Here is a 22,654-nt window from a genome sequence, read left to right on the forward strand (position 1 = left end):
TCTTTCTTCTTTGGTATAAATATATGCTTTTTAACCCACATTGATAATAGTTTTTATCCTAAATCTGGTCATATTTTTTAACGCTAGAAGTAGTCGGAAGCTCGATTTTATAGTATATTTTGGGGACTTATACACATAATGAATGATGCGAGTAGTAATACTGGCAAAGAAATATAAGGAAGAAAAATTATGCAGCCACTTTCGTCTCGAGAAATTAGAGAGAAATTTTTAGAATACTTTGAAAAGATGGACCATTTAAAAATCGGTGCTTCATCGATCGTTCCTCAAAATGATCCGACACTGCTTTTTATAAATTCAGGTATGGCGCCATTAAAGAATTACTTTCTTGGAAAAGAAACGCCACCATCACCAAGGCTAGCAAATTATCAACCTTGTATTAGAACTAAAGATATTGATGATGTTGGAGATCGCCATCACTTAACAATCTTTGAAATGCTAGGGTCGTGGTCAATTGGTGATTATTACAAAGATAAAGCATGTAAGCTTGCATATGACCTACTTGTTGATGAATTGGACTTTGATCCAAAACGCCTATATTTCACTGTTTATGGTGGAAATGAAGACCTTGGTATTAAGCCAGATACGGAGTCAATTGAAGCATGGAAAAAGTGCGGTGTTCCTGAAGATCATATTGTTGTTCTAGGTGATGATAATTTCTGGGGACCAGCTGGGGACCATGGACCTTGTGGGCCATGTACAGAAGTTTTCTATGATACTGGTGCTGAATATGGCCCTGAATATAAACCAGGTGGACATTTTGATGATGTAAGTCGCTATATTGAAATATGGAATGCTGGTGTCTTCATGGAGCTTAATAAGAAGAAGGATGGTACCTTTGAGCCACTTCCTCTCAAGTCTGTCGATACAGGTTCTGGTCTTGAAAGACTTGCTATGGTTATGAATGGTTGTGACTCAGTATATGAAACAGATCTTCTCGCTCCTCTAATGCAACTTTCAAAAGAGTTATTAGGCAAAAATACTGATGTTCAAACAGAGCGTATGATCTCTGATCATATGCGTGCAAGTATTATGATCCTTGGTGAAGGGATTATGCCAGGAAACGAAGGTCAAGGTTATATTCCAAGACGTTTAATTAGAAAGTGTGTTGCGGCCTGTATTTCAAGAGGCGTAAAACCAGTCTTTAAAAAGCATATTCAAAAAACAATTGAGATGCTCGGTGATTACTATCCACAGCTTAAGTCTGCTCGTGAAGCAATCATCTATAATATGGAACAAGAAATTAATGAATTTGTTCCTATTGTTGAAAATGGCCTTAAGAAAATTGAAGAGGAGCTTTCAACGAATCCTAAATCTAAAGAGCTATTTCCTGGTCATGTAGCATTTGAGCTTGTGACGACTCATGGGCTTCCTTTAGAAGTAATTAAGGCAGAGCTTGCTTCAAAGAATATCGAGTTTGCTGAAATTGAATATAACGAATGTTATGAGGCCCATCGAAAAGCTTCTCGAGTTATTTCGAGAAAAGGCGGGGTGGCAGCAGATCAAGAAAGAATTGAGCTTGAGTTTATCGAAGTCGATGATACAGAGTTCACTGGATACGATTCTCTAGAAACAGATAGTGAAATTTTAAAGATATATCGTGACGATGAAACTACATACTTTGCAACAAAGCACACGCCTTTTTACGGTGAGTCAGGTGGACAGGCCGGTGATATTGGAACTGCTAGAACTGCAACGGGTGAGTTACAAATTCTCGATACGATGAAAGTTAAGAATGTTCATGTTCACGTTGCTAAAGTTATCTCTGGTGAAATTGAAACTGGTGAAAAAATTGAATTAATTGTTAATGAAGATAATCGCAAAGCTTCAATGAGAAATCACTCTGCGACTCACTTGCTTCATTCAGCTCTTCACGAAGTAATTGGAAAGCATGCAATTCAAAAAGGTTCAATGGTTACAGCTGATCGATTACGTTTTGATTTTCAAAACCCACAAGCTGTTTCAAATGAAGAATTAATCAAAGTTGAGGCCCTTGTTAATAAGTGGATTATGCAAAATGATTCACGTACCACAAAGCTTTGTTCATATGAAGAAGCAATTGATAGTGGAGCGATGGCACTATTTGGTGAGAAATACGATAGTGATGTTCGAGTTATTGCCTTTGGAAAAGATAGTGTTGAACTTTGTGGGGGAACTCACGTTGGCCGCACAGGTGATATTGGTTTATTTGTTATCACTTCGGAAACATCTGTAGCTAAAGGAATCCGTCGTATTGAAGCGGTTACTGGATCTGCTGCAATTAAAGTTATGCAGGAAAGATCGGCATTATTAAATGCTGCGGCCAAAGAGCTAAGTACTAAACCGACTGAAGTTCCTGCCCGTATCAAAGATCTGCGCTCTGAGATGAAAAAGAAAATCAAAGAAGCACAAGCAAAAGCTGCACAAGGTGGATCAACTGAATTTAAAAAAGAAGTAAAACGTGATTACGAAGGCTTCAAGTTATTTGCTGCAACTATGGAAGCAGACGCTAAGGCCGTAAAAGAAGTCGGTGATAACCTAATTAATAAAGGCGACTATCAATTAATCTGTCTTTTAACAAAAGATGACAAAGGGATGAAGTCATTTGTTTGGTCTAACTCAGATGTGAAAGCCGGTGACTTCTTAAAGAAGATCCTAGAGCCAGTCTCTGGACGTGGTGGTGGACGCCCAAATTTCGCCCAAGGTGGTGCTCCTGATGTTAACTCAGGAACACAAGTTATTGAATTTATTGAATCATTATAATGAAAATTGGCCTAGTTCATTAACTAGGCCAATCATTGTCTAAAATCCTAACACGTTAATCATTCTTACAATCTTCAATAACTTAGAACCTGTTCTAGGGTATAAAGTTTATGTCTTTTTGATTATGGAGTGTAAGACGTGACTACTAAGAAATTACCTACAGACTCTCTTTCGAGAGAAATTCGCCGTTTAACTATGCAACTTGAGTTGATTGAAAGACACTTGCAATCAGCAGAAATTGAGCAAAGTCGTGAAGTCGTCGAAAAATCAATCATTCTAAAAATGAACGATATGACTTCTTCCAATATAAATTATCTTGGAAAATTAAAGGGTGTACGTGGCACAAAATTAAAGAAGCGCTACGTTCAGGCCGAAATTACTTTGTTAAGTAAGGGGATTAGTCGTTTCCCTGAAAAAAATGAAATACGCTTAAAACTCTTAAAGGATCGTTTCAATATTGCCATTGAACGTTTCAATCAAATATCTGCATAAAACTTGTTCATAATTAACTTTTTCTTTACCCAACTCCGAAGAGCTGGGAAGATAGAGATGGAGTTAATTATGGGAAGTTTCAATTATTCACATTCATATATTCAAAAGGTATTTACAGCACTTGAGTATTGTACAAATAATCGCTCACGTGTGAATGATATCTTTTATTTTTCGTCTCTGAGACATGTGGATGCTCCTCTTATTGAAGCGAAAGTTATTCCTGTTGAAGTCGTTGAGAAGATAATTGAAACTTGGATAAATTGCTACCGTGAATTGCTCGAAGATAAGCACCTTCTAAATGAAAGTGGATTAAAGCATCTGGCCCATTGGCAAGAGTTACTAATGCTTCCTCCTGCCGGTCTCCACTAAGACTTCTTAGCAAGATTAAAGGCAAGGGAAACTCTAGTTCCAATCTTATGCTCTGATGAAATTGCTACACGCCCATTTGAATAATCAGTAAAGTATTTAACAATAGGAAGTCCATAGCCCGTTCCTGATTCACCATGTGTACCAATGCGCTTTGACTTCTTATCAAACTTAAAAATATCTTTAATTAAATTCTTAGGTATACCAACACCCTTATCGATAACGTCAATATATAGCTTTTGTGTATCATTATAGACTTTAATTAAAATATCCTGGCCATCATGACTAAATTTGATGGCGTTAGTTAATACATGTCCAAGGATATGATCCGTCAGAACTCTTTTTTCACATAGGAATGATTTATTAGTATCAATATCAAAATGTAGCTTAAGGTTTTTTGTATTATGACTTTCAAAAAATCTCTTAGAGTAACTATGAATGAAGTCAGGTGAGATCTCAGCTTTTTGAAAAGTTAGGTTATCTGTATCAAGTTGAAAAGTACGAACAGACTTAATGATCTCTTCGATTTTACTAAATGAATTATTAATTTGTTGCTCCGACTTCATCCCAAGATCATGCTTCCTAGATAAGTTTTTTATCTTAAGTTTTAGAATCGTAATTGGATTAGATAAGTCGTGTAGGACAACATGTAAAAGAGTGTCCAATTGCTTATTTGTATATATAAGACGCGTTCGATGATTTGATTCAAGCCAAATATAAAAAGAGAAATAAACGGTTGTTAACGCTGAAAATTGAATAATATTTGAGCGAAGTAAAGACTTGTATTCAATTGATGTTAATGGCCTAACCAACTCTAAAATATGGTAGTCGAATACTAGAAAGAATGTGAAGACACACAACATGACAAAAAGTCCCGTTAGCATACCTGTTCTTTTATAGAAGACGCCCATAAAGATTGGGGTACCAGTAATCCAAAGAACACCTGGAGAATTCAATCCTCCAAATGAAAAGATCAATAGATTCATCATTAAGATTGATGGAATAACACATGTGAATTTCTCTAAATGATCAAGCTTTAAAATCTTAGCAAGGATGAAAACAATAAACTGTAGAGCAGCTATCGAATAAAACATCTCTTTTGAAACAACTTCAAAAATTATATGTGGAAAATATATGAAGTAATAGAGATAGCTTATTCCCACCATGAGCATTGTTGCCATGAGTAGGAATCCCTCAATCTTATTCTCTTTGTCTGTGTTGAAATTCATTGCGGGACACTAACTTAATTTCCTTGAATTATCTAGCCTTATTGAAATTTATTTACGGTAAAAAGTCTTTAAATTCAGTCGCTTAACTACTTTTATTTAGGATAGTTAAAGTTTTAATGTATAACTTATAGATAATACTTAGAATCGATTCTTTACAGTGAAGTTTTGCATAGATAAGCATTCAATAAAGAGAAATGTAGAGTATGCACAACTTGTTACCCGACTCGTCCCATCGTGGGACTCGCTGGGTTGAATTGCGTCATCTGCTCCTGCAGATGGCCGCAAACAAAAAAACCAACATTTAAGTTGGTATCGATATATTTGTGAATTTGTTTGGAATTGGTTGCGGGGATAGGATTCGATACCTCTGGAGCCGACCTTAAGGAGGGTCCAGCCTGAGGGCCTGCCCGAAGGTCAATAGGTTCCCCAGAAACAAAAAAACCAACTATTTAGTTGGTGTCTTTTAATTATGAATTGGTTGCGGGGATAGGATTCGAACCTATGACCTTCGGGTTATGAGCCCGACGAGCTACCAACTGCTCCACCCCGCGACAAAGTAAAATCAATATATTATCGAAAGCTCCTTATGTCAAATTAAAATTGTCAGACATAAATTACTAAAATTCCTTGAGTTGCTACCGATATGAACTATGTATGAGGGATGTGAAAAAATAAATTTTTTGGAGATTAAACAATGGAAATGCAAAACCACAGTAAGCTAACTATTGATATCGATACAACAGAGCTTACTCCAGCGCAACTTCGAGCTATCAAAACAATCAATATGCTAATGGCACATATTATTACAACGGAAGACGAAGCCGACTTCTTTGATGGAACGGCCGAAACAATGCGCTTGTGTGCTTCACTTGTTAAGCAATCTCGTTTTTGTCACCAAGACTCTTCTATCCCTTATGGCGATCAGGCTTTAGAATTTGCTATTGAAGCATTAACAGAATTGATGGAATCATCATCTGTTGTTAAATACGATAATTAAGAATAAAAAATTTCTGAATATAAGAAAGGGCCTTAGGCCCTTTTTTTTTGTCTAATAATTAGCTATAAATGACTGTGAACTTTTATCAATAGGCTTGAGAATGAGTAATGAGAAGATTTGTTTGACTGGTGTAAAGCCAACGGGAATGCCACACCTAGGTAACTTCATTGGTGCTATTAAACCAGCAATAGAAAATGTGAAAAACTCTGATATGGAAGGATACTTCTTTATTGCTGATTATCATTCTCTTATTACAGTTCACGATGGTGAGCAGCTTCGAAGTGACATTTATGAAGTTGCCGCTACTTGGTTAGCAGCTGGCCTTGATCCAGAAAAGGCCGTTCTTTACAAGCAAAGTGATATTCCAGAGATTACTGAACTCAACTGGATTATCTCTTGTTTTGCATCGAAAGGATTAATGAATCGAGCACATGCTTACAAGGCAAAGAAGGATAAGAACGCAGAAGAAAAACGCGATGAGGATTATGGAATTAATATGGGACTATTTTCTTATCCTGTATTAATGGCCGCTGACATTCTTTTCATGAATACTAAGTATGTTCCTGTTGGTGAAGATCAACTTCAGCATATTGAAATCGCACGTGATATCGCTTCAAGCTTTAATCATAAATATGGTGATATTCTAACTCTTCCTGAAGCAATTGTTAGCAAAGAAGAGAATAAGTTACTACCTGGCCTTGATGGACGTAAGATGAGTAAGTCTTATAATAATCATATTCCATGTTTCATTCCAGAGAAGAAGCTTAAGAAAATGATTAATAAGATCACTACTGATTCGACACCTCCAGAGGCACCTAAGAATCCAGATGATTCTCTAATTTTTGATATCTATAAGTTCTTTGCAACAAGAGAAGAGCAAGATGCACTTGCAAAAAGATACCAAGAAGGAATTGGCTGGGGTTATGCCAAGCTTGAACTCTTTGAGGTTGTTAATCGTGAGCTAAAACCAATGCGTGAGAAGTATGATGCATTAATGGCAGATAAGTCTCAGATTGATAAAATTTTAGCTGATGGTGCTGCTAAGATACGTCCTATTGCTCAAGAGAATCTACGTCGCATTAAAAAAGCAATTGGTGTTTCAAACTAAGATTTAATTTTTATGATAAGGATGATCTTGTTTAATTGTTTGAGCACGATAAAGTTGCTCAACAAAAACTAGACGTGCAATCTTATGTGGAAAAGTCATAGGGGAGAGTGATAGTTGGTAATCAACAGTTTTTAAAAACTCTCTAGGAAAGCCAGCTGCTCCACCAATTAGAAAAGAAATTCCACACTGTTTATTTTCCATCGTTTCATAAACATATTGGCTAAGCTTATCACTTGTTAAGGTTTTTCCATGTTCAGTAAGTGCAACAATATGCTGCTTTCCATGTTTGGCCTTAATGGATTCAACTTTATTTAAGAGTTCTTTTAATTCGAGATCAATATTTTCTTTGTGGCCCTTGCATTCATGGATGTGAAGTTTTGGGAAGTTAATTCGTTTGTGATAATCGTTCTCAAGGGCGATGAGATTCTTATCCTTTAACTTCCCAATGACGATGAGATGAAAGTCTTTCATAACTTGAAGGTTTAGAAATAACCTTTTTCATCACCTGAAGTTGATTCTGCTTCATCTGAATAATAATATTCGTTTGGAATATCAACTGAAGGAACAGACCATAGATTGTCGATATCGTAAGCTTCACGAGATGATTCATCAAAGATGTGAACAATGATATCTCCAGCATCGATAAGAATCCAATCTGTTGACTGGTGAAGACCTTCTTTAGAGACAATTGTTTGCCCCTTGCGCTTCATTTGCTTACCAATCTCATCAGACATCGCATTTGCCATTGCAGAGTTCGTTGCAGAAGCAAGAACAAAGTAATCAGCAAGAGATGTTGTCTTTCTCATATCAAGAACTTTAAGGTTAATACCTTTGAAGTTTCCTAGAATCCATGCACTTGCCATTGCAATATTTAATGGAAATTCTAATTCCTTATTATCTGCAATTTCATCAACATTTTTATTAATAAACTCGTTTTGTGACATTTATTCGTCCTTTATCGTTTTAAGCATTAGTGATTTTAATATATCAATATTTAATCCTGAAACAGAAGAAATAGGTAAGCACTTGCGATCAATTTGTTCTTCAAAAAAGACTTGAAACTTCTTGATCTCTTCATCTGTCATTGCATCAATTTTTGTTAAGCATACGATTTCTTTCTTATTTAAAAGGTCTTCGTTATATCTTCCAAGTTCTTGGCGAATGATTACATATTGCTCAAAGGCCTCGTATTCATCGAGACACCAAGAAACATCAACAAGATGAACAAGTGATTTTGTTCTTTCTATATGTTTTAAGAATTTAATTCCAAGTCCCTTTCCTTCAGAAGCATCTTCAATAAGGCCGGGGATATCAGCAACAACAAAAGAGTCTTCTTCACCTAGGGTAACAACACCTAGGTTTGGCTCTAAAGTCGTAAAAGGGTAGTCGGCGACTTTTGGTTTTGCCGCTGAAATTGAAGATATTAATGTTGATTTACCAGCATTTGGTAAACCTACCAATGCGATATCTGCTAGAAGTCTAAGTTCTAATTCAACATCAAGTTCTTGCCCTTCTTTTCCGGCCGTTGCTTTTCTTGGAGCTTGGTTTGTTGCACTTTTGAAGTGTAGGTTACCAAGTCCACCACGGCCACCTTCTGCTACTTTGATTCGCATACCGTGATCAGTTAAGTCTGCAATGACCTGACCATTTTCTTGTAATCGAACAATGGTACCAACTGGTACTTTGATTGTGAGGTCGTCTCCGAAAGGGCCACACATCTGGCGGCCTCCACCCTGCTGACCATGTTCAGCACGATAGGTTTTCTTTCCACGAAAGTTGACGAGAGTATTCATCCCTTCATCTGCTTCGAAGAAGACACTTCCTCCATCTCCACCGTCACCACCATCTGGGCCTCCAAATGGGATATACTTCTCACGGCGGAAGCTTACGCATCCGTTACCACCGTTTCCGGAGATTACTGTTATTTTTACTTCGTCAATAAACTTCATAATTTCTCACTCTTTATAGAGCGTTTATATAAAAAAAGGGAGCACTATGTATAGGCTCCCTTTCATATTTACAACTAATTAATAGTGTAAGATTTAATAATTCTTATGCTTCAACAACAGAAACAATTTGCTTCTTCTTGTTGTAGAAACCGAATTGAACTTTACCTTCTTTTGTTGCAAAAAGAGTATAGTCCTTTCCTACTTTAACGTTTTTACCAGCATGGAATTTAGATCCTGCTTGTCTTACAATGATGTTTCCTGGAACAACAGCTTCACCACCAAATTTCTTAACACCGTACATATTCGGGTTTGAATCACGACCGTTACTTGTTGAACCACCGGCTTTTTTGTGTGCCATATTTAACTCCTAAAATTAATAATTGATTAAGCTTTAACTTCTTTGATTTTTAAAGTTGTAAAGTGTTGTCTGTGTCCGTTCTTCTTCTGGTATTTACCTGGCTTTCTTTTGAAAACGATAACTTTTCTTGAACGATCATGTCTAACTACTTCAGCAACAACTTTTGCACCATCAACAGTTGGAGCACCAACTTTTGCACTCTCACCACCAACAAATAGAACCTTATCAAATTCTACAGTTGATCCAGCTTCTTGATCTAACTTCTGAACGTCAATAGTCATACCAGCTTCTACTCTGTACTGGTGACCTTGAATTTCTACTACTCCGTACATAAATTCTCCTATAAAAGGCAATCTTTGGGGGCCAGAGGTTTTCTCCAACACTTCCTTCCCTCGGACTGAAATATTAACTCTATGAAACTAGGATTTTTATGAAAAATTGGGCCTGTTGTCAAGCATTTAGACGCAATTACACGCAGCTTTTTGAGGATTTTTTGCCTAGCTCCTGTCATAGTGAGTCATTTGCTCATAAAGATATTTCAAAAGCCGAAAAGTTAGGATGACGGAGGTATCAGATGCAATCTGTAAGTAATGAAAAATACACGTATTATCAATTTGCTAAGGAGCAATCGCTTCCTATTTACATCAGATTGAGGGTTGCTGAGTTTGATCCGGAGGTTGTAGGCTTCTTACAGGTAATGAACTTTACGGAATTAAGTGAGAAAGAAGGGGAGTCTGCACAGCAGACTATAGCAACGAGTCAGATGGCGAAGGTTTTAACGATAGATGAGGCCACTCCAATGGTTGCCTCGCAAATTCGTTCAAACTTCCAAGATGATAAGTATGGAATGGAAAGTATTGTCCAAAAACCTGGATATAATGTTTATCGATATAAGAATATGGCGATGATTGTTCTCTCACTCGCATCAAATGAATGGCTAATGGGAACATTCCCTGAATTTGGTCACACAAATAAAGAATATGAGTGTCGAGTAGTAATTAACCGCTACTTATCTTGGGCCCTTGCCCCAATGGGGATTGCTGGGTTCTGGGGAAGAAAACTTAAGGAAGGAATCGTTCTTGGACGCATGAATGAAGTAAAGGGTGAAGTTGTATTTATTGATGTAAGAAACAGAACCTTATTTTCTAAGAGAGAAAGCGTAAGCCTTAAAAACTCTGAAGTATTTATCAAAATTGACCCTCTTCATAAATCATCACCAGCTAGAATGAGATTTGAAGATGCACAGGCCTTCTTGGCCATACATTCATCTTACTTTGGTGCCAATGGGATGCCGCTAGCAATTCGCCAAGTTGTGGCCACTATAGCTAAGAATTTTCACAGCTATAAATTTGCTATTTCGGATCTTTCCCAGGAGTTGAGTTAGCCTTAAGTAATTGGGTTAGAAAATTATTTGGATTTTCAGATTCATCTTTTCCAATCATATGAATATAGATTGGAAAGCATGTTATGGTACAAGCTCCTGAATAGGTTACTCTTTTTTTTTCTTCGTCTTTCCAAATGTAAACAGAGGTTCCATCGCGATTAAGGAATTGGTCTTGCTTTCCATAACGGTTAATTAATGACTGATGAAAAGTATTGTGAAGAAAGTAATTTGGTAGTCGAGCATAGAAGTCTAAGACAGTATTATCCGAGTTTTTTATGTGAACAAAAACTGGAAAGAAATAGTTCTGATGTCTAATTTGTATTTCATAAGTTTTTACTACTTCGCCATTATTGATAAGTCTCATGGCCTTATATTCTTTTTGAATATCCGATAGTTTTTGTCCGGGATGAAACGGCTTAAATTTATCAAAGGTAAAATTATAATTTGGCTCTTCAACCTTAGCTTTTGCCGTATTGATAAATATGCAAAATGATAAGAGAATATATGAACTAGTTAATAATTTTTTTAGAGTTTTTTTGAACATACGTTATTTTAAACGATTTAGATTTTTATATTTAAAAGGGGAATTTAATGCAACCAGCAGCAAAGAAGGAAGCGCAGAAGATCGGTATTGCGATGGTTTTAGGTCTAGTTCTAGGGCTAGTGCTACATTATTTTGGGAAAGGAGCTTATGTTCAATATATTGCTCCAATTGGTGATGCCTTTATTGGCCTACTAAAAATGGTAATTGTCCCATTAGTTTTCTCTTCTATCTTTATGGCCATGTATCACCTTGGGACTCCGGAGTCTCTTGGAAGAATGGGAGTAAGGGCCGTTGCTTATTATTTCTTCACAACTTGTATCGCCGTATTATTCGGGATCATTTTTGTTAATATTATCAACCCTGGAATCGGTGCAGATTTAGGCTCAGCAGGTGTTCAAGGATTATCAGAAGCGATGCAATCAAAGGTTGCAGGAAATTCTGGAGGTTGGGCTTCGCTTTTTGCTTCTATAAAAGAAGTTCTCTTAGGTGCAATTCCGACAAATCCATTTGGTGCATTTGCTGAAGGTAATATTCTACAAGTAATTGTCTTTTCAATCCTAATGGGAATGACAGCTTTATTTATTCCTAAAAAGAGTGAGCCTTTTGTTAAATTTGTAGGTGCATTAGAAGAGCTTGCAAATAAACTTACAATGGGAGTAATGAAATTAGCTCCTTACGGTATCTTTGTTCTAATGACTGGAGTACTTGCAAAGTCTGGAACAAGTGCGATTGTCTCACTATCAAAGTATATGCTTACAGTTATTCTAGGTCTTCTATGCCATGGAATCTTTCTACTTATTGTCGGAAGTATTCGTGGAAAGATGTCACCTATAGAAGTCTTAAAGGGAATTGGTCCAGCAATTGTTACGGCCTTCTCAACTGCATCGTCAGCGGCAACTTTACCGATTACAATGATGAATGTTGAGGAGAACTTAGGGGTCGATAAAGACACTGCTAAGTTCGTGTTACCACTAGGAGCGACAATAAATATGGACGGAACTGCGCTATATGAGTCAGTTGCGGCAATCTTCATTGCACAGGCCTATGGTATTGAATTAGGGATAACTCATCAAATAATTATCTTTATGACTGCATCTTTGGCCGCAATTGGTGCAGCTGCGATTCCTGGCGCAGGGCTTATTACGATGTCGATCGTTCTATCGGCCGTAGGACTGCCTATTGAGGGGATTGGGCTTATTTTAGCAGTTGATAGAGTACTGGACATGTTCAGAACAGCTGTGAACGTTTTTGGGGATGCTATGGGGACAGTAGTTGTTGACTCGATGCTTAGGAAAAACTCATAGGTAAAATATAAGTTATTGATTTTAGTAGAGCTCTTAACTCGAAAAAATCTTTTCCTCGTTGACTCAGACACCACAATTTGAAAAAATATTAGGGCCCCATTTTTGGGGCCCTTTTTCGTAAAGAGAGAATTGAACACATATAAGGAAGATCAATGAGAAAAAACGGATTGTTGTTACTGGTTCTAGGCCAACTACTTTTTTCGTGCATCAGTACAGAAAAAGACGTTCCAAGTCCAAAAGAGATTACGGAGTCATTTAGTACTGAAGATGAGAATCTCGATGGTGCTGATTTCTCTGAAGAAAAGATCATTGCTCGAACTGCAAAACATGGTGCAGAGTTTTCTAGTGATCAAATTGTTGGTTCTGCTGTTATTGAGCACCCTGCAAATCACGAAATCAAAACTTATTTCTTATATGGTGCTGAGCACTTAAATCTTGAAAATAATTATTTTGATATTCCTGTTGTTTATAATGCCGCTGTTAAGAAGTGGATTAAATATTTCACAGGAAGAGGACGAGGCTTCTTTCAAAGATATTCAGGAAGGGCCGGAAGATATGCGCCGATCCTCTCTAAAGTTCTAAAAGACAATGGACTTCCGCAGGACTTAATCTTTTTAGCAATGGCCGAATCAGGATTTCAAACAAAAGCAAAGTCTTGGGCAAAAGCAGTTGGCCCATGGCAGTTCATGCCATATACAGGTCGTCGTTATGGCCTTGAAGTAAATTGGTATGTTGATGAAAGAAGAGACCCAATTAAGTCTTCAATCGCAGCATCAAAATACTTAAAAAAATTATATAAGCAATTTGGTTCTTGGGAGCTTGCCGCTGCATCTTATAATGCAGGTGAAGGTAAGATGGGGAGAGCGATAAGAAGATATCGAACAAAAAACTTTTGGAAGATCAGAAGAGGTCGATACCTAAAGCCTGAGACAAAGAATTATGTTCCAAAAATTATGGCATTGGCCATTATTGGTAAAAACTTAAAGTCATTTGGCTTTGAAGAAATTGATTGGCATGAGCCTCTTGATTTTCAAGAAATCCAAGTTCCTGGCGGAGCGGATTTATTTAAAATTGCAAAAGACTTAAATGTTGAATTTGATGATCTTCATTATTTAAATCCAGAAATTCAAAGATGGTTTACACCACCAACACATGAAACATATACGCTTCGAGTTCCTGTTGGAAAAAGAGATGCATGGGCAGATTGTTGTTCAGCTAAAAAAGAAGAGTATATTGCTTCACAAGAAGTCTTTCAAAAGTATCGTGTAAGAGGTCGTAAAACTCGTCTTGATGATGTAGCAAGAAAGTTTAAAATCAAAGATAAGAAGGTTCTTACTTGGCTAAATGATAATTACAAGTCTCACCGCTCTCGTGTTCCAAGAGGAACTTATGTGACTCTTCCATTTAGAATCGGGCAAAGTAAGAAAGATAATATGTATGCGGACCTATATGATAAACCTCGTAAGTCTGTCATTCGTAAAAGAAAATATCGTAACCGTATCCGTGTCGCTAAGAGACGAGGGAAAAAGATCAGTAATCCATCACAATTCTACACTGTGAAAAGAGGAGATTCTCTCTGGTCTGTTTCTCGTAAAACGGGAGTTAGCCTAGATACACTAATTGTCTCTAACCTAAAAATCATTAAGAAGAGACAAATTCGTGCAGGTGACCGCCTAGTGATTCGCTAATTTCAAAAAATGTAAGAAAAAAATAGTAAAACATATTGAAACCACGCTCTAATGCGTGGTTTCGCTATTTTAATTCTAAAAAAAATAAGCTATTGTATTCCTCACGAACACAACACACGTATACACGAGGAAATTCAAACTATGGCCTATAGCGATATTTTAAAGCTTAAAAAAGTCGAAGTTAAAAACGAAGAAAAGGTATTCATTAAAAATCTCATTGTTGGTAATGATATTTTTGCAATGGATCTCTTTGACCATCTCTATAAAAAGGACTCAACTTCAGTGAAATTATTAACTGAAGAAGAAGTTACTGAAGATAATTTTAAAGTCATGGGACCGTCTCTTGTAAGAGGCGAAAATAATATTTCAGTCCTGCGTGATCTTGGGATTATTGAAGAAGCTAATCCATTGAGCTCATGCTTTTATAAGGACTCTAAGTTTCATGATTTTGGTTCACGTACAAAGCCAATGCCTCTTTTATGGGGAGAAGAAAGTTATATTGATGAACATATTAAAGTTGGTCCAACTGATCTTCTTCCATCACTCAATAGTGAAGGGCTGTTAGAGCGTATTCGCGAAAATAGTTATAGCTTAAGAATTAAAGAAATCTATCGTACAACTCCTGAAGAGTTAATCGATCAGGCCCATTGGAAAGTGTACTTAACGAATGGTTTAATTATTGAATGTGAGAACCTCTATTGGGGAGAGTCTCCTGCCATCTTCTTAGACCTATTTAAGGATAAGAAAACACTTTCTACTGAGTTTATCGAGTTTTGCGAAAGTACTAAAACACCTTGTTCTCTATATGTTCACCTCGATCTTGAAGAGAAGATTACTGATGATGAAAAGACATACTTTTTTCCACTTTCATTCACACATGAATGGGGACATTTCATTGGTGAGATTGGTGAAGCAGAAAGCGAAGGATATGCTCAAACAGCTAAATTTGTTACTTTCATCGATAAAGAAGAGAGTACAGAAGAAGATATTTCTAAAAAAATCAATCTTCTGAAAAAAAACTTGGCCAAAAATTTCGACGCTTTTGATGTAAATAAGTCAAAAGAGCGCGTCATCCTAAGAGATTATTCTTATAGTCCAGAAATTGACGATTCTAAGATCGCACAAGAGTCTTTAAATGAAGATCATTTAATTTTCTTTAGTTTTAACGCACCTCTTAGGCAGTCTGCAGTGAAGAATGAAACATTCGTAGATTCCTGGATGTCGTCAAAATTCCTTGCAAGAGGCCTTGCAGTGCAATCAAAAATAAAATAAAAAAAACCTATAAACACCCCGTAAATGCTAATTCTTATGCAATTTCGGGGTGTTGACATTCATCTCAACTGCCTTGAAAATTTAATAACTAACATTTTTTATCAGTGTCTCTTCATATAAAGACGACACACGGATTTTTTTTACTCACTCAAGGAGAGGAATATGAAAAAGGTATTTTTAGGAGCAGCTACGCTAGCACTTTTAAGTACAAGCGCTTACGCAACTAAAGCAAGACTACTTGCTCTTGGTGACGAAGTTGAAGACAACTACTACACAATGGATGATCGTTACATTTTCACTAACGCTTCATACGTAAATAACTATGGTGACATGGTTGTATTAGAATATGGAGAAGAAGGGGTTGGTTCAGGATCATCAACTCTTGATACAGATGGTGACCCTAAGCCAATGGGTGGATTCTTTAAAAAGATGGGTAAATTCACATACGGTGTTTACTTAGGAAACGAATCAAATGTTTCAACTTCTTTAAGAATTATTTCATCAACTCCAACTGCTACAGCTAACTACCTAGCATCAGCAGATAACCAAATTGATCTTTTCATTGCTGGTCAAGCTGGTGTTAACTGGGGTGCTTCATTTACTTATGCATCATCAGAAAGAAATGTTGTTGGTCTAGATGGTTCAACAAATAATGAAATGGATGATTCAGCTATGGCAATTAGACTTGGTGCTAATAAAGATAACTGGGAAGGTTATGCGAATATCTCTCTTCAGTCTGAATCAGAAAACAAAACAACTGGTAACAAGTTTGATGGAACTCTAGGTGTACAAGTTGGTGGTTCTTATACTTTTAATCAAGATACAAAAGTATACGGTACTTATAAAACTTTTTCTTGGGATCAAACAAGACTTACTAACGAAGAAGAAGGTGAATTCTCTCGCTTAGAAGTTGGTGCTGGTAAAGAATACAAAATTGATGGTGGAATGGTTTTCGCAAGAACAGCTTTCCAAATGCTAAATGTAGAAGTAGATGCTGCTTCAGGTAAGGCGTCATTAGATACAATGAATCTTCCAGTAGTAATTGGTGCTGAAGCAAAAGCAACTGATTGGCTAACTCTAAGAGGTTCTGTAACTCAATCTATTTACTCAAACGCAGATTCAAAAGATCTTTCAAATGCAATCCTTGGTGGAGCAAGTAATACTCTAGGTGCTGCAGTTATGGCAAATTACTATGGTTCTTTCACAAATGGTGAAACTTCATTTGAAAATACTACAAGAGTTGCTGTAGGTGCTACTTTAACTTACAAGACTGTTAATGTTGATGTTTACACTGGATCAAACGGTGAAGACACAGATTCAAGAGTTGCAATGAAGTACAACTTCTAATTTGAATTTAAACAAATGATTAAGAAGGCCGTGGATGCAAAAACCACGGCCTTTATAAAAAAATTAAAAAAAAATTGCACAGGAAAACAAAAACGGTATAATTTAATAAATTAATTTTTCAAACGAACTAGATTACTAGTTAGAATAAAAACAAAACAAGGAGTAAGTTTTGAAAAAAATGACAGGTATTATCGCAATGGCAGTTCTTTCTTCTGCAGCATTTGCAAACACAATCGTTCCAGAAACTTCACGTGATGGAAAAACTAAAAACTCTTCAGCTATCGCTGTTACTCAAGAAATGAGAACTTTCGTTGCTGGTGAGTACAACATGACAACAAATGAAGCAGATACTACTGGTTCAGTTGAAACAGAAACAACTAACATGAATGTTTATGGTGGTTGGGCAAACAAAATGATCTCTGTAGAAGCAGACCTTAACATGGCAAATGAAGAGCAAGGTACTACAACTGATACAGATACAAATGACTATGGTTTCAAAGCTGGTTATAGAATCAATAAAGAAATCGCTTTAGGTCTTGGTTACACAATGGGTAACGAAGAAGATAAAGCAGGGACTGAAACAGATACTTCAAGACTTGAGCTTGCTGGTTCATACAACATGGGTGATCTAGTTCTTGGTCTTTCTTTTGGTATCAACTCTTATGAGCAAGGTACAACTGATGGTTCATTCAATAACCTAATTGTTGGTGTTGGTTCAAACGCAAACAATATGTCTTGGGAAGCAGGTCTTGATTACACAATGGAAGAAGATGAAGATCTAAATGTTGGATCAAGATTTAAACTTTTTGCAGGTATGACAAAAGTTGTAAACAACATCGAACTTGATGGTGATCTTTCTTATACAACTGGTGATAACCAAGCAGTTGCTACTGGTAACAATGATTACTCTAACCTAGATCTTAGATTTGATGCTGAATTCCTAGTAGGGAAAATGTTCTATGTAACTCCAGGTCTTTCTTACTCATCTGAAGATGAAGCTGGAACAGAAACAACTGATCTAGCTCTTTCTGCTGACTTTGGTTACAGAGCGAACAAAATCGACGCTACTTTTGGTATTGATTACTCACTATCAAACGAAGTTGATAACGGTACAACTACAACTGACTATGACAACATGGCATGGAAAGTTAACGTAGCTTACCTATTCTAATTTAATCTTTTAAATTTTGAATATATGGGAAGGGAGACTTAGGTCTCCCTTTCTTATTTGTATGTATCCATAATATCCCTAAAGAATATCTTAACTTTCTAGTTCAAGTCCTTTGTATATAATTAAATGTATTTCATCTAAGGAGTACAAAGTGAAAAAGTCATGGACGTTACTTGCGGCATTAATCTACTCGTCAGCATTTGCTAATACAATTGTTCCTGAGGCTTCACGGGATGGTAAAACATTAAATCGCTCAGCATTAGCGGTAGCTTTTGATAAGAGAAACTTTGTGGGAGCACAAGCCTATGATGGAGATTATCTAGGGGAGAATGTTCAGCTCTTTGGCGGTGCTTATGTTGATGAGTTCTCATTTGAAGCCAAAGTTGATTTCGATGATGTCTTTTTTGATAATGACTTTTATGATGTTAAAGCAGGCTATCGTTTTAGTGAAAAGATGGCCTTAGCAATTGGAGCTTCAGCAAGTGACTTTATAGATGATCCTTCTGTTGAAGTTGGCCTATCAACGATTTCTAAAAATTTAATTATTGCAGGCTCTCTAACTGCTAACTTTAGAGATAATGCAGATGACAACTTCACTTTAACTGCTGGTTTAGGTCAGGATGATGAAGAACTAAGTTGGGAAGCAGGTATTCGTTATGATCTTAATGATAACGAAGATGATTTACTCAGTATATTTGCAGGAACAACCAAAGTTGTAAACAATGTCGAACTCGACGGTGATATCGAAATCAAAACAAGGGATGAGTTTACAGAACTATATGTAAACTTTGATGCAGAATTACTCATTCAAAAAGAATTTTATGTAACTCCAGGAGTTTTCTTTAATTATAGGGAAGTCGGAAATAATGACGATGACTACTTAGGAATGTCTGGTGATTTCGGTTATAGAGCTAACCAAATCGATGCTACTGCAGGACTCGATTATGTTATCTCTGATAACGATAGACGTGATGGCCTACAGTGGAGAATTAACGCTGCATATTTCTTCTAATACATTTATTTTCTTCAGTTCTTTACGTATAATTTAACTATTGTTTTAATTGAGTTAACTTAAGGAGTAAGTTTTGAAGAGAGTTTTCAAACTGAGTGCAATAGCAGCACTATCACTATCAGCTTATGCAAATATTTTAATGCCAGAGATTTCTAGAGATGGAAAAACTAGAAATACATCAGTTATGGCCGTATCTCAGTCAACACGAACATTTGCCTATGGTGACTATAATTCAACTACATTTGAAGATGATGCATCTAATGAAGTCGATGTTGCTATTTCAGAGATTTATGGTGGTTTTAGTAACGGTAAGTTTAGTATGGAACTAGGCTACAATATGCAAAAGTATGAATCATCAACTTCTGATCTTGATTATGTTGATTTATCAATTCTTGCTGGATTTAGAGCTAATGACAAATTAACAATTGGTTTTGGATTAATTTCTGATGAGCTAACGAGTACAACGGATGATACTGCTCTAACGATCGGTGGAACACTTCTTGTAAACGGTACAGTACTTGGTGGGACAATTACGAAACATAATATCGATGCGATTACCGCAGAAGGATCATACCTTGAATTAACAGGTGCCTTTGGAGCGGCCAAGAAAGACTTAAGTTGGGAGACAGGGATCGTTTATAAGACTGAAGGAGAAGATGATGTAATTGTCGGAAGTCGTCTTAGAGTATTTGGAAATACAACTTATATCACTGGATTATGGGAGTTTGATGGATCTCTTTATTACGAATACGGAGATAATCAAAGAGATGTGACTACAGATAATGATTATACTGAGATCTATGCTAGTTTTGATGCTGAATACTTAGTAAATCCAACATTCTATATTACACCAGGATTTGAATATTATTCAATCGATCGTCCTCAAACATCAGCTGATTATAAAACGATGGCACTGAATACAGACTTTGGTTACCGTAATGGTAAGGGTCTAGATGCCACATTTGGCCTTGGTTATATCGTTTCAGGAGAAATGAGTGGAGAAGATATTGACGGACTTGGTTTCAATATTAACGTAGGTCACGTTTTCTAATTGAATAAAAATATGTATTATTGAAGATAGGTAGGGGAGACAGTAGTCTCCCCTTATTTTTTTGGGGGATATTTTGAAATATATTTTTATTCTAAGTGCACTATTAATAATGGCCCTTCAAGCAGAGGCGAATTTCTTCTTACCTGAAATGTCTCGTGATGGAAAAACTCTTAATTCATCAGTCTTGGCCGTCTCAAGAGATACTCGAAGCTTTGCTGGATTAACATATGATTATAGCGACCTTAAAGAGGATGGTGGAAGTAATACTGATTACGATATAACTACGCCAGGTGCTTTTGGTTCTTTTTCAACAAGTGACTTCTCAGCTCAATTAGAAACTCAGTTTGCAAAGTCCGAATTAGGAGTTACTCAATCAAGTAGTGATCTTTCATCTTTATTATTAGGTTATCGTTTAAGTAATAAAATGACTCTTGGACTCGGATATCTGCAAGATGAATATGAACTGGGCGTTGATGCTAAGAAAGTAGAAGCTGGTGGAACTCTTATATTTGATGGAGTTGTATTTGGTGGCTCTATTGCATATCGTGAAGTTGATGAAACAAACTTAGATGGTGGATATTTTATTCTTACGGCAGGTATGGGGCAAAAGGAAAAGAACGATATCGTAGAAGCCGGAGTCCAGTTGATGACTGAAGGCTCTGATGATCTTACAAGAGGTAAACGTTTTTCTATCTTTAGTAATATGACTAAGTTAATTGGAAGTGTTGAAGTAGATGGAAGTTTTAAGTTTGGTTTTGGAAATTATTTTAAAGATGATGGTAATACGACAGATGGAAATAATTACACTTCTTTAGAGTTTGAAATTGAAGCTGAATTCTTAGTATCGAATAACTTCTATTTAACACCTGGACTAGCGTATGATTCTAGTAACGCGCCTGGTACTTCAGAAGATACTTCGTTAGTAAAAATTGGAAATGATTTTGGTTATCGCAGAGATAATTTAGATGCTACCTTGGCCGTGGATTACATCTTTGTAAGTGAGAAGAATGATATTGATTACGATGGTTTAGGACTTGGTCTAAATATCGCCTACTTATTTTAACAAGTATAAAATAATAAAAATTAAGATATGGGAGGCTATGCCTCCCTTTTTTTATGCCTTAAGATGGAATTAATATCTTAAGGAAGGATTATGAGTAAAAAGATTTTAAGTTTTTTAGTTCTTACGCAATTAAGTGTTTTCGCTAATCGCATTATGCCAGAAGTCTCAAAAGATATGAAAACTCGTAATTCTTCATCCATGGCGGTGGCAAACGAAAGACGCTCATATCTTGATGTGGCCACATTTGGTTATGATGCTGAAATTGAAGGAATTGATGATCTAGACTCATCTGACTTTGATATTAATGGAGCTTTCGCTAATAGGTGGCTCTCTGTTGAATTCGGATATAGTGAAAATGCAAGCTTTGGAGAAACGGAGCCTATACTTACTGAAGTCGGCTATCGTCGAGAGGCAACATTGCTCTTAGGCTTTAGGCCTATTGATATGTTCTCTTTTGGTTTGGGCTATCGAAATTTAGAAAATGATTCAAATCTAGGTAATAAGAAAAACTTTAATCGTTACGAAGTTGAGGCATCCACTACTTTTAATTATGAAAGAATCGTTTTTGGAGGTGCTTACAAATACGTTAAGCCTAGATCAGATCAACATGGTTATTATTCTGATATAACGTTTGGAACAGGTTATTTAGATGAAGTTCTCTCTTTTGAAGCTGGAATAAGTTTTAAAACTAAGAGCCTTGAACTTTCTCGTGGTGATCGAATGGAAGTTTTTATTGGTGGAACAAGACGTTTTCATAATATGGAATTTGATACTGATTTGGAGTATGAATATGGCGATGGAGGCTATGAAAGTGGAGACTATAATCGCTATGATTTCTCTTTTGACTTCGAATATTTAATAACGAAATTCATTTATCTAACACCTGGTTTTCGACTACAAAAGATCGAGTTAAATAATGCTGAGGTCTCAAGCCAGCTATTAAGTTTTGATTTTGGTTATCGTGAAGATGGCCTTGATGTAACTTTTGGATTTGAGAAGTTGATTAGTGGAGACATCATCATCTCTGGAAATTCAAATGATATCGACTTATTTAAATTTACAGTTGATGCAGGTTACGCTTTCTAATAAGAGATATTTCTTAATGCTTCATAAGCTACTGCTGTAGCAACATTAGAAAGGTTTAGTGATCTAACATGTTCTGAGAACATTGGAAGACAAAATAGGCGATTGGGAAAAGTTTCAAAGATATGCTTTGGTAATCCCTTTGTTTCAGAACCAAAAACAAGATAACACCCTTTAGTATAACCACGTCCATAGAAGTGATTTTCTTTTGCTGTCTTTGTATAGAAGAAGAGGTCTTCATCTTTAGGGGACTCTTTTTGGTAGAACTCGTCCCAGTTTTCATATTCAGCAACATCAACATGCTTCCAATAATCAAGTCCAGCTCGTCTAACTGCTTTTTCAGATAGATCAAAGCCATAGGGCTTAATTAAAACAAGTCTTGCTCCAAGGGCAATACAAGTACGCCCAATACTCCCGGTATTACCGGGAATATCAGGCGCGTATAGAACAATATTAAAAATTGCGTCTTTACTCAC

The 22,654-nt window shown here is 36.4% G+C and carries 23 protein-coding genes and 1 tRNA gene; 15 read left to right on the forward strand and 9 right to left on the reverse strand.

Translation table 11 applies throughout. The features are described 5' to 3' along the window. Positions 1-189: 189 nt before the first annotated feature. The 3 genes from alaS to VCM44_RS03185 all read left to right on the forward strand — a co-directional run bounded on the left by alaS (position 190) and on the right by VCM44_RS03185 (position 3,621). On the forward strand, positions 190-2,760 hold the full coding sequence (alaS, locus tag VCM44_RS03175) for an alanine--tRNA ligase (RefSeq protein ID WP_334677996.1): 2,571 nt from the start codon (positions 190-192) through the stop codon (positions 2,758-2,760). A gap of 138 nt (positions 2,761-2,898) precedes the next feature. After that, complete coding sequence (locus VCM44_RS03180) at positions 2,899-3,252, forward strand: hypothetical protein (protein ID WP_114705638.1); 354 nt, start codon at positions 2,899-2,901, stop codon at positions 3,250-3,252. A 69-nt stretch (positions 3,253-3,321) separates the two neighbouring features. Then, positions 3,322-3,621, forward strand: coding sequence for a hypothetical protein (locus VCM44_RS03185; protein ID WP_114705637.1), 300 nt, complete (start codon positions 3,322-3,324; stop codon positions 3,619-3,621). Here the strand turns inward: VCM44_RS03185 and VCM44_RS03190 are convergent. Both VCM44_RS03190 and VCM44_RS03195 read right to left on the reverse strand, forming a co-directional pair. Beyond that, positions 3,618-4,847, reverse strand: coding sequence for a sensor histidine kinase (locus tag VCM44_RS03190; protein WP_114705636.1), 1,230 nt, complete (start codon positions 4,845-4,847; stop codon positions 3,618-3,620). The two genes, VCM44_RS03185 and VCM44_RS03190, sit on opposite strands and share 4 nt — an antisense overlap. Positions 4,848-5,322: 475 nt before the next feature. After that, a tRNA-Met gene (locus VCM44_RS03195) sits at positions 5,323-5,398 on the reverse strand. 143 nt (positions 5,399-5,541) lie between these two features. Here VCM44_RS03195 and VCM44_RS03200 point away from each other — a divergent pair. Both VCM44_RS03200 and VCM44_RS03205 read left to right on the forward strand, forming a co-directional pair. Continuing rightward, entirely contained in the window at positions 5,542-5,844 is a 303-nt protein-coding gene (locus tag VCM44_RS03200; protein WP_114705635.1) for a hypothetical protein, read from the forward strand. Positions 5,845-5,944: 100 nt separating this feature from the next. Further along, positions 5,945-6,952 carry a tryptophan--tRNA ligase gene (locus VCM44_RS03205; protein ID WP_334677997.1) on the forward strand — a complete coding sequence of 336 codons (1,008 nt, stop codon included), beginning with the start codon at positions 5,945-5,947 and terminating at the stop codon, positions 6,950-6,952. 3 nt (positions 6,953-6,955) lie between these two features. Here the strand turns inward: VCM44_RS03205 and VCM44_RS03210 are convergent, their stop codons facing one another. The 5 genes from VCM44_RS03210 to rplU all read right to left on the reverse strand — a co-directional run bounded on the left by VCM44_RS03210 (position 6,956) and on the right by rplU (position 9,591). Beyond that, positions 6,956-7,423, reverse strand: a complete 468-nt coding sequence (locus VCM44_RS03210; protein WP_334677998.1) for a 23S rRNA (pseudouridine(1915)-N(3))-methyltransferase RlmH — start codon at positions 7,421-7,423, stop codon at positions 6,956-6,958. Positions 7,424-7,434: 11 nt separating this feature from the next. Next, a complete protein-coding gene (gene rsfS, locus VCM44_RS03215) occupies positions 7,435-7,896 on the reverse strand; it encodes a ribosome silencing factor (protein WP_114705632.1) in 462 nt (153 codons plus the stop codon). Beyond that, a complete protein-coding gene (gene obgE / locus VCM44_RS03220) occupies positions 7,897-8,901 on the reverse strand; it encodes a GTPase ObgE (protein WP_120405406.1) in 1,005 nt (334 codons plus the stop codon). Between the two features lie 103 nt (positions 8,902-9,004). After that, positions 9,005-9,259 (reverse strand): 50S ribosomal protein L27, encoded by a 255-nt coding sequence (gene rpmA / locus VCM44_RS03225; protein ID WP_114705630.1) that lies wholly within the window; start codon positions 9,257-9,259, stop codon positions 9,005-9,007. A gap of 26 nt (positions 9,260-9,285) precedes the next feature. Then, a complete protein-coding gene (rplU, locus tag VCM44_RS03230) occupies positions 9,286-9,591 on the reverse strand; it encodes a 50S ribosomal protein L21 (protein ID WP_114705629.1) in 306 nt (101 codons plus the stop codon). Between the two features lie 242 nt (positions 9,592-9,833). Between rplU and VCM44_RS03235 the strand changes: the two genes are divergently transcribed. After that, on the forward strand, positions 9,834-10,643 hold the full coding sequence (locus VCM44_RS03235; RefSeq protein WP_334677999.1) for a hypothetical protein: 810 nt from the start codon (positions 9,834-9,836) through the stop codon (positions 10,641-10,643). Here the strand turns inward: VCM44_RS03235 and VCM44_RS03240 are convergent. Continuing rightward, positions 10,612-11,187 (reverse strand): hypothetical protein, encoded by a 576-nt coding sequence (locus tag VCM44_RS03240; protein ID WP_334678000.1) that lies wholly within the window; start codon positions 11,185-11,187, stop codon positions 10,612-10,614. The genes VCM44_RS03235 and VCM44_RS03240 overlap by 32 nt on opposite strands. A 47-nt stretch (positions 11,188-11,234) precedes the next feature. Here VCM44_RS03240 and VCM44_RS03245 point away from each other — a divergent pair, with 47 nt between their 5' ends. The 9 genes from VCM44_RS03245 (at position 11,235) to VCM44_RS03285 (ending at position 22,181) form a co-directional block, all read left to right on the forward strand. Beyond that, positions 11,235-12,491: a dicarboxylate/amino acid:cation symporter gene (locus VCM44_RS03245; RefSeq protein ID WP_334678001.1), complete on the forward strand. Its 1,257-nt coding sequence runs from the start codon at positions 11,235-11,237 to the stop codon at positions 12,489-12,491. A 152-nt stretch (positions 12,492-12,643) separates the two neighbouring features. Beyond that, entirely contained in the window at positions 12,644-14,179 is a 1,536-nt protein-coding gene (locus tag VCM44_RS03250; protein WP_334678002.1) for a lytic transglycosylase domain-containing protein, read from the forward strand. Positions 14,180-14,320: 141 nt separating this feature from the next. Further along, positions 14,321-15,451 (forward strand): hypothetical protein, encoded by a 1,131-nt coding sequence (locus tag VCM44_RS03255; RefSeq protein WP_120405401.1) that lies wholly within the window; start codon positions 14,321-14,323, stop codon positions 15,449-15,451. Between the two features lie 162 nt (positions 15,452-15,613). Beyond that, positions 15,614-16,798, forward strand: coding sequence for a hypothetical protein (locus VCM44_RS03260; protein ID WP_334678003.1), 1,185 nt, complete (start codon positions 15,614-15,616; stop codon positions 16,796-16,798). A gap of 169 nt (positions 16,799-16,967) precedes the next feature. After that, complete coding sequence (locus VCM44_RS03265) at positions 16,968-17,969, forward strand: hypothetical protein (protein WP_334678004.1); 1,002 nt, start codon at positions 16,968-16,970, stop codon at positions 17,967-17,969. A gap of 151 nt (positions 17,970-18,120) precedes the next feature. After that, complete coding sequence (locus tag VCM44_RS03270) at positions 18,121-18,981, forward strand: hypothetical protein (RefSeq protein ID WP_334678005.1); 861 nt, start codon at positions 18,121-18,123, stop codon at positions 18,979-18,981. Between the two features lie 73 nt (positions 18,982-19,054). Beyond that, entirely contained in the window at positions 19,055-20,032 is a 978-nt protein-coding gene (locus VCM44_RS03275) for a hypothetical protein (RefSeq protein WP_334678006.1), read from the forward strand. Between the two features lie 73 nt (positions 20,033-20,105). After that, positions 20,106-21,095 (forward strand): hypothetical protein, encoded by a 990-nt coding sequence (locus VCM44_RS03280; RefSeq protein WP_334678007.1) that lies wholly within the window; start codon positions 20,106-20,108, stop codon positions 21,093-21,095. A gap of 90 nt (positions 21,096-21,185) precedes the next feature. After that, positions 21,186-22,181: a hypothetical protein gene (locus VCM44_RS03285; RefSeq protein WP_334678008.1), complete on the forward strand. Its 996-nt coding sequence runs from the start codon at positions 21,186-21,188 to the stop codon at positions 22,179-22,181. On the opposite strand, the gene VCM44_RS03290 is transcribed toward VCM44_RS03285, so the two are convergent. Next, positions 22,178-22,654, reverse strand: coding sequence for a tRNA (cytidine(34)-2'-O)-methyltransferase (locus VCM44_RS03290; RefSeq protein ID WP_120405394.1), 477 nt, complete (start codon positions 22,652-22,654; stop codon positions 22,178-22,180). The two genes, VCM44_RS03285 and VCM44_RS03290, sit on opposite strands and share 4 nt — an antisense overlap.

It is taken from the genome of Halobacteriovorax sp. DPLXC-1 (genome assembly GCF_036903125.1).
In the GTDB taxonomy this organism is placed as follows: domain Bacteria; phylum Bdellovibrionota; class Bacteriovoracia; order Bacteriovoracales; family Bacteriovoracaceae; genus Halobacteriovorax_A; species Halobacteriovorax_A vibrionivorans.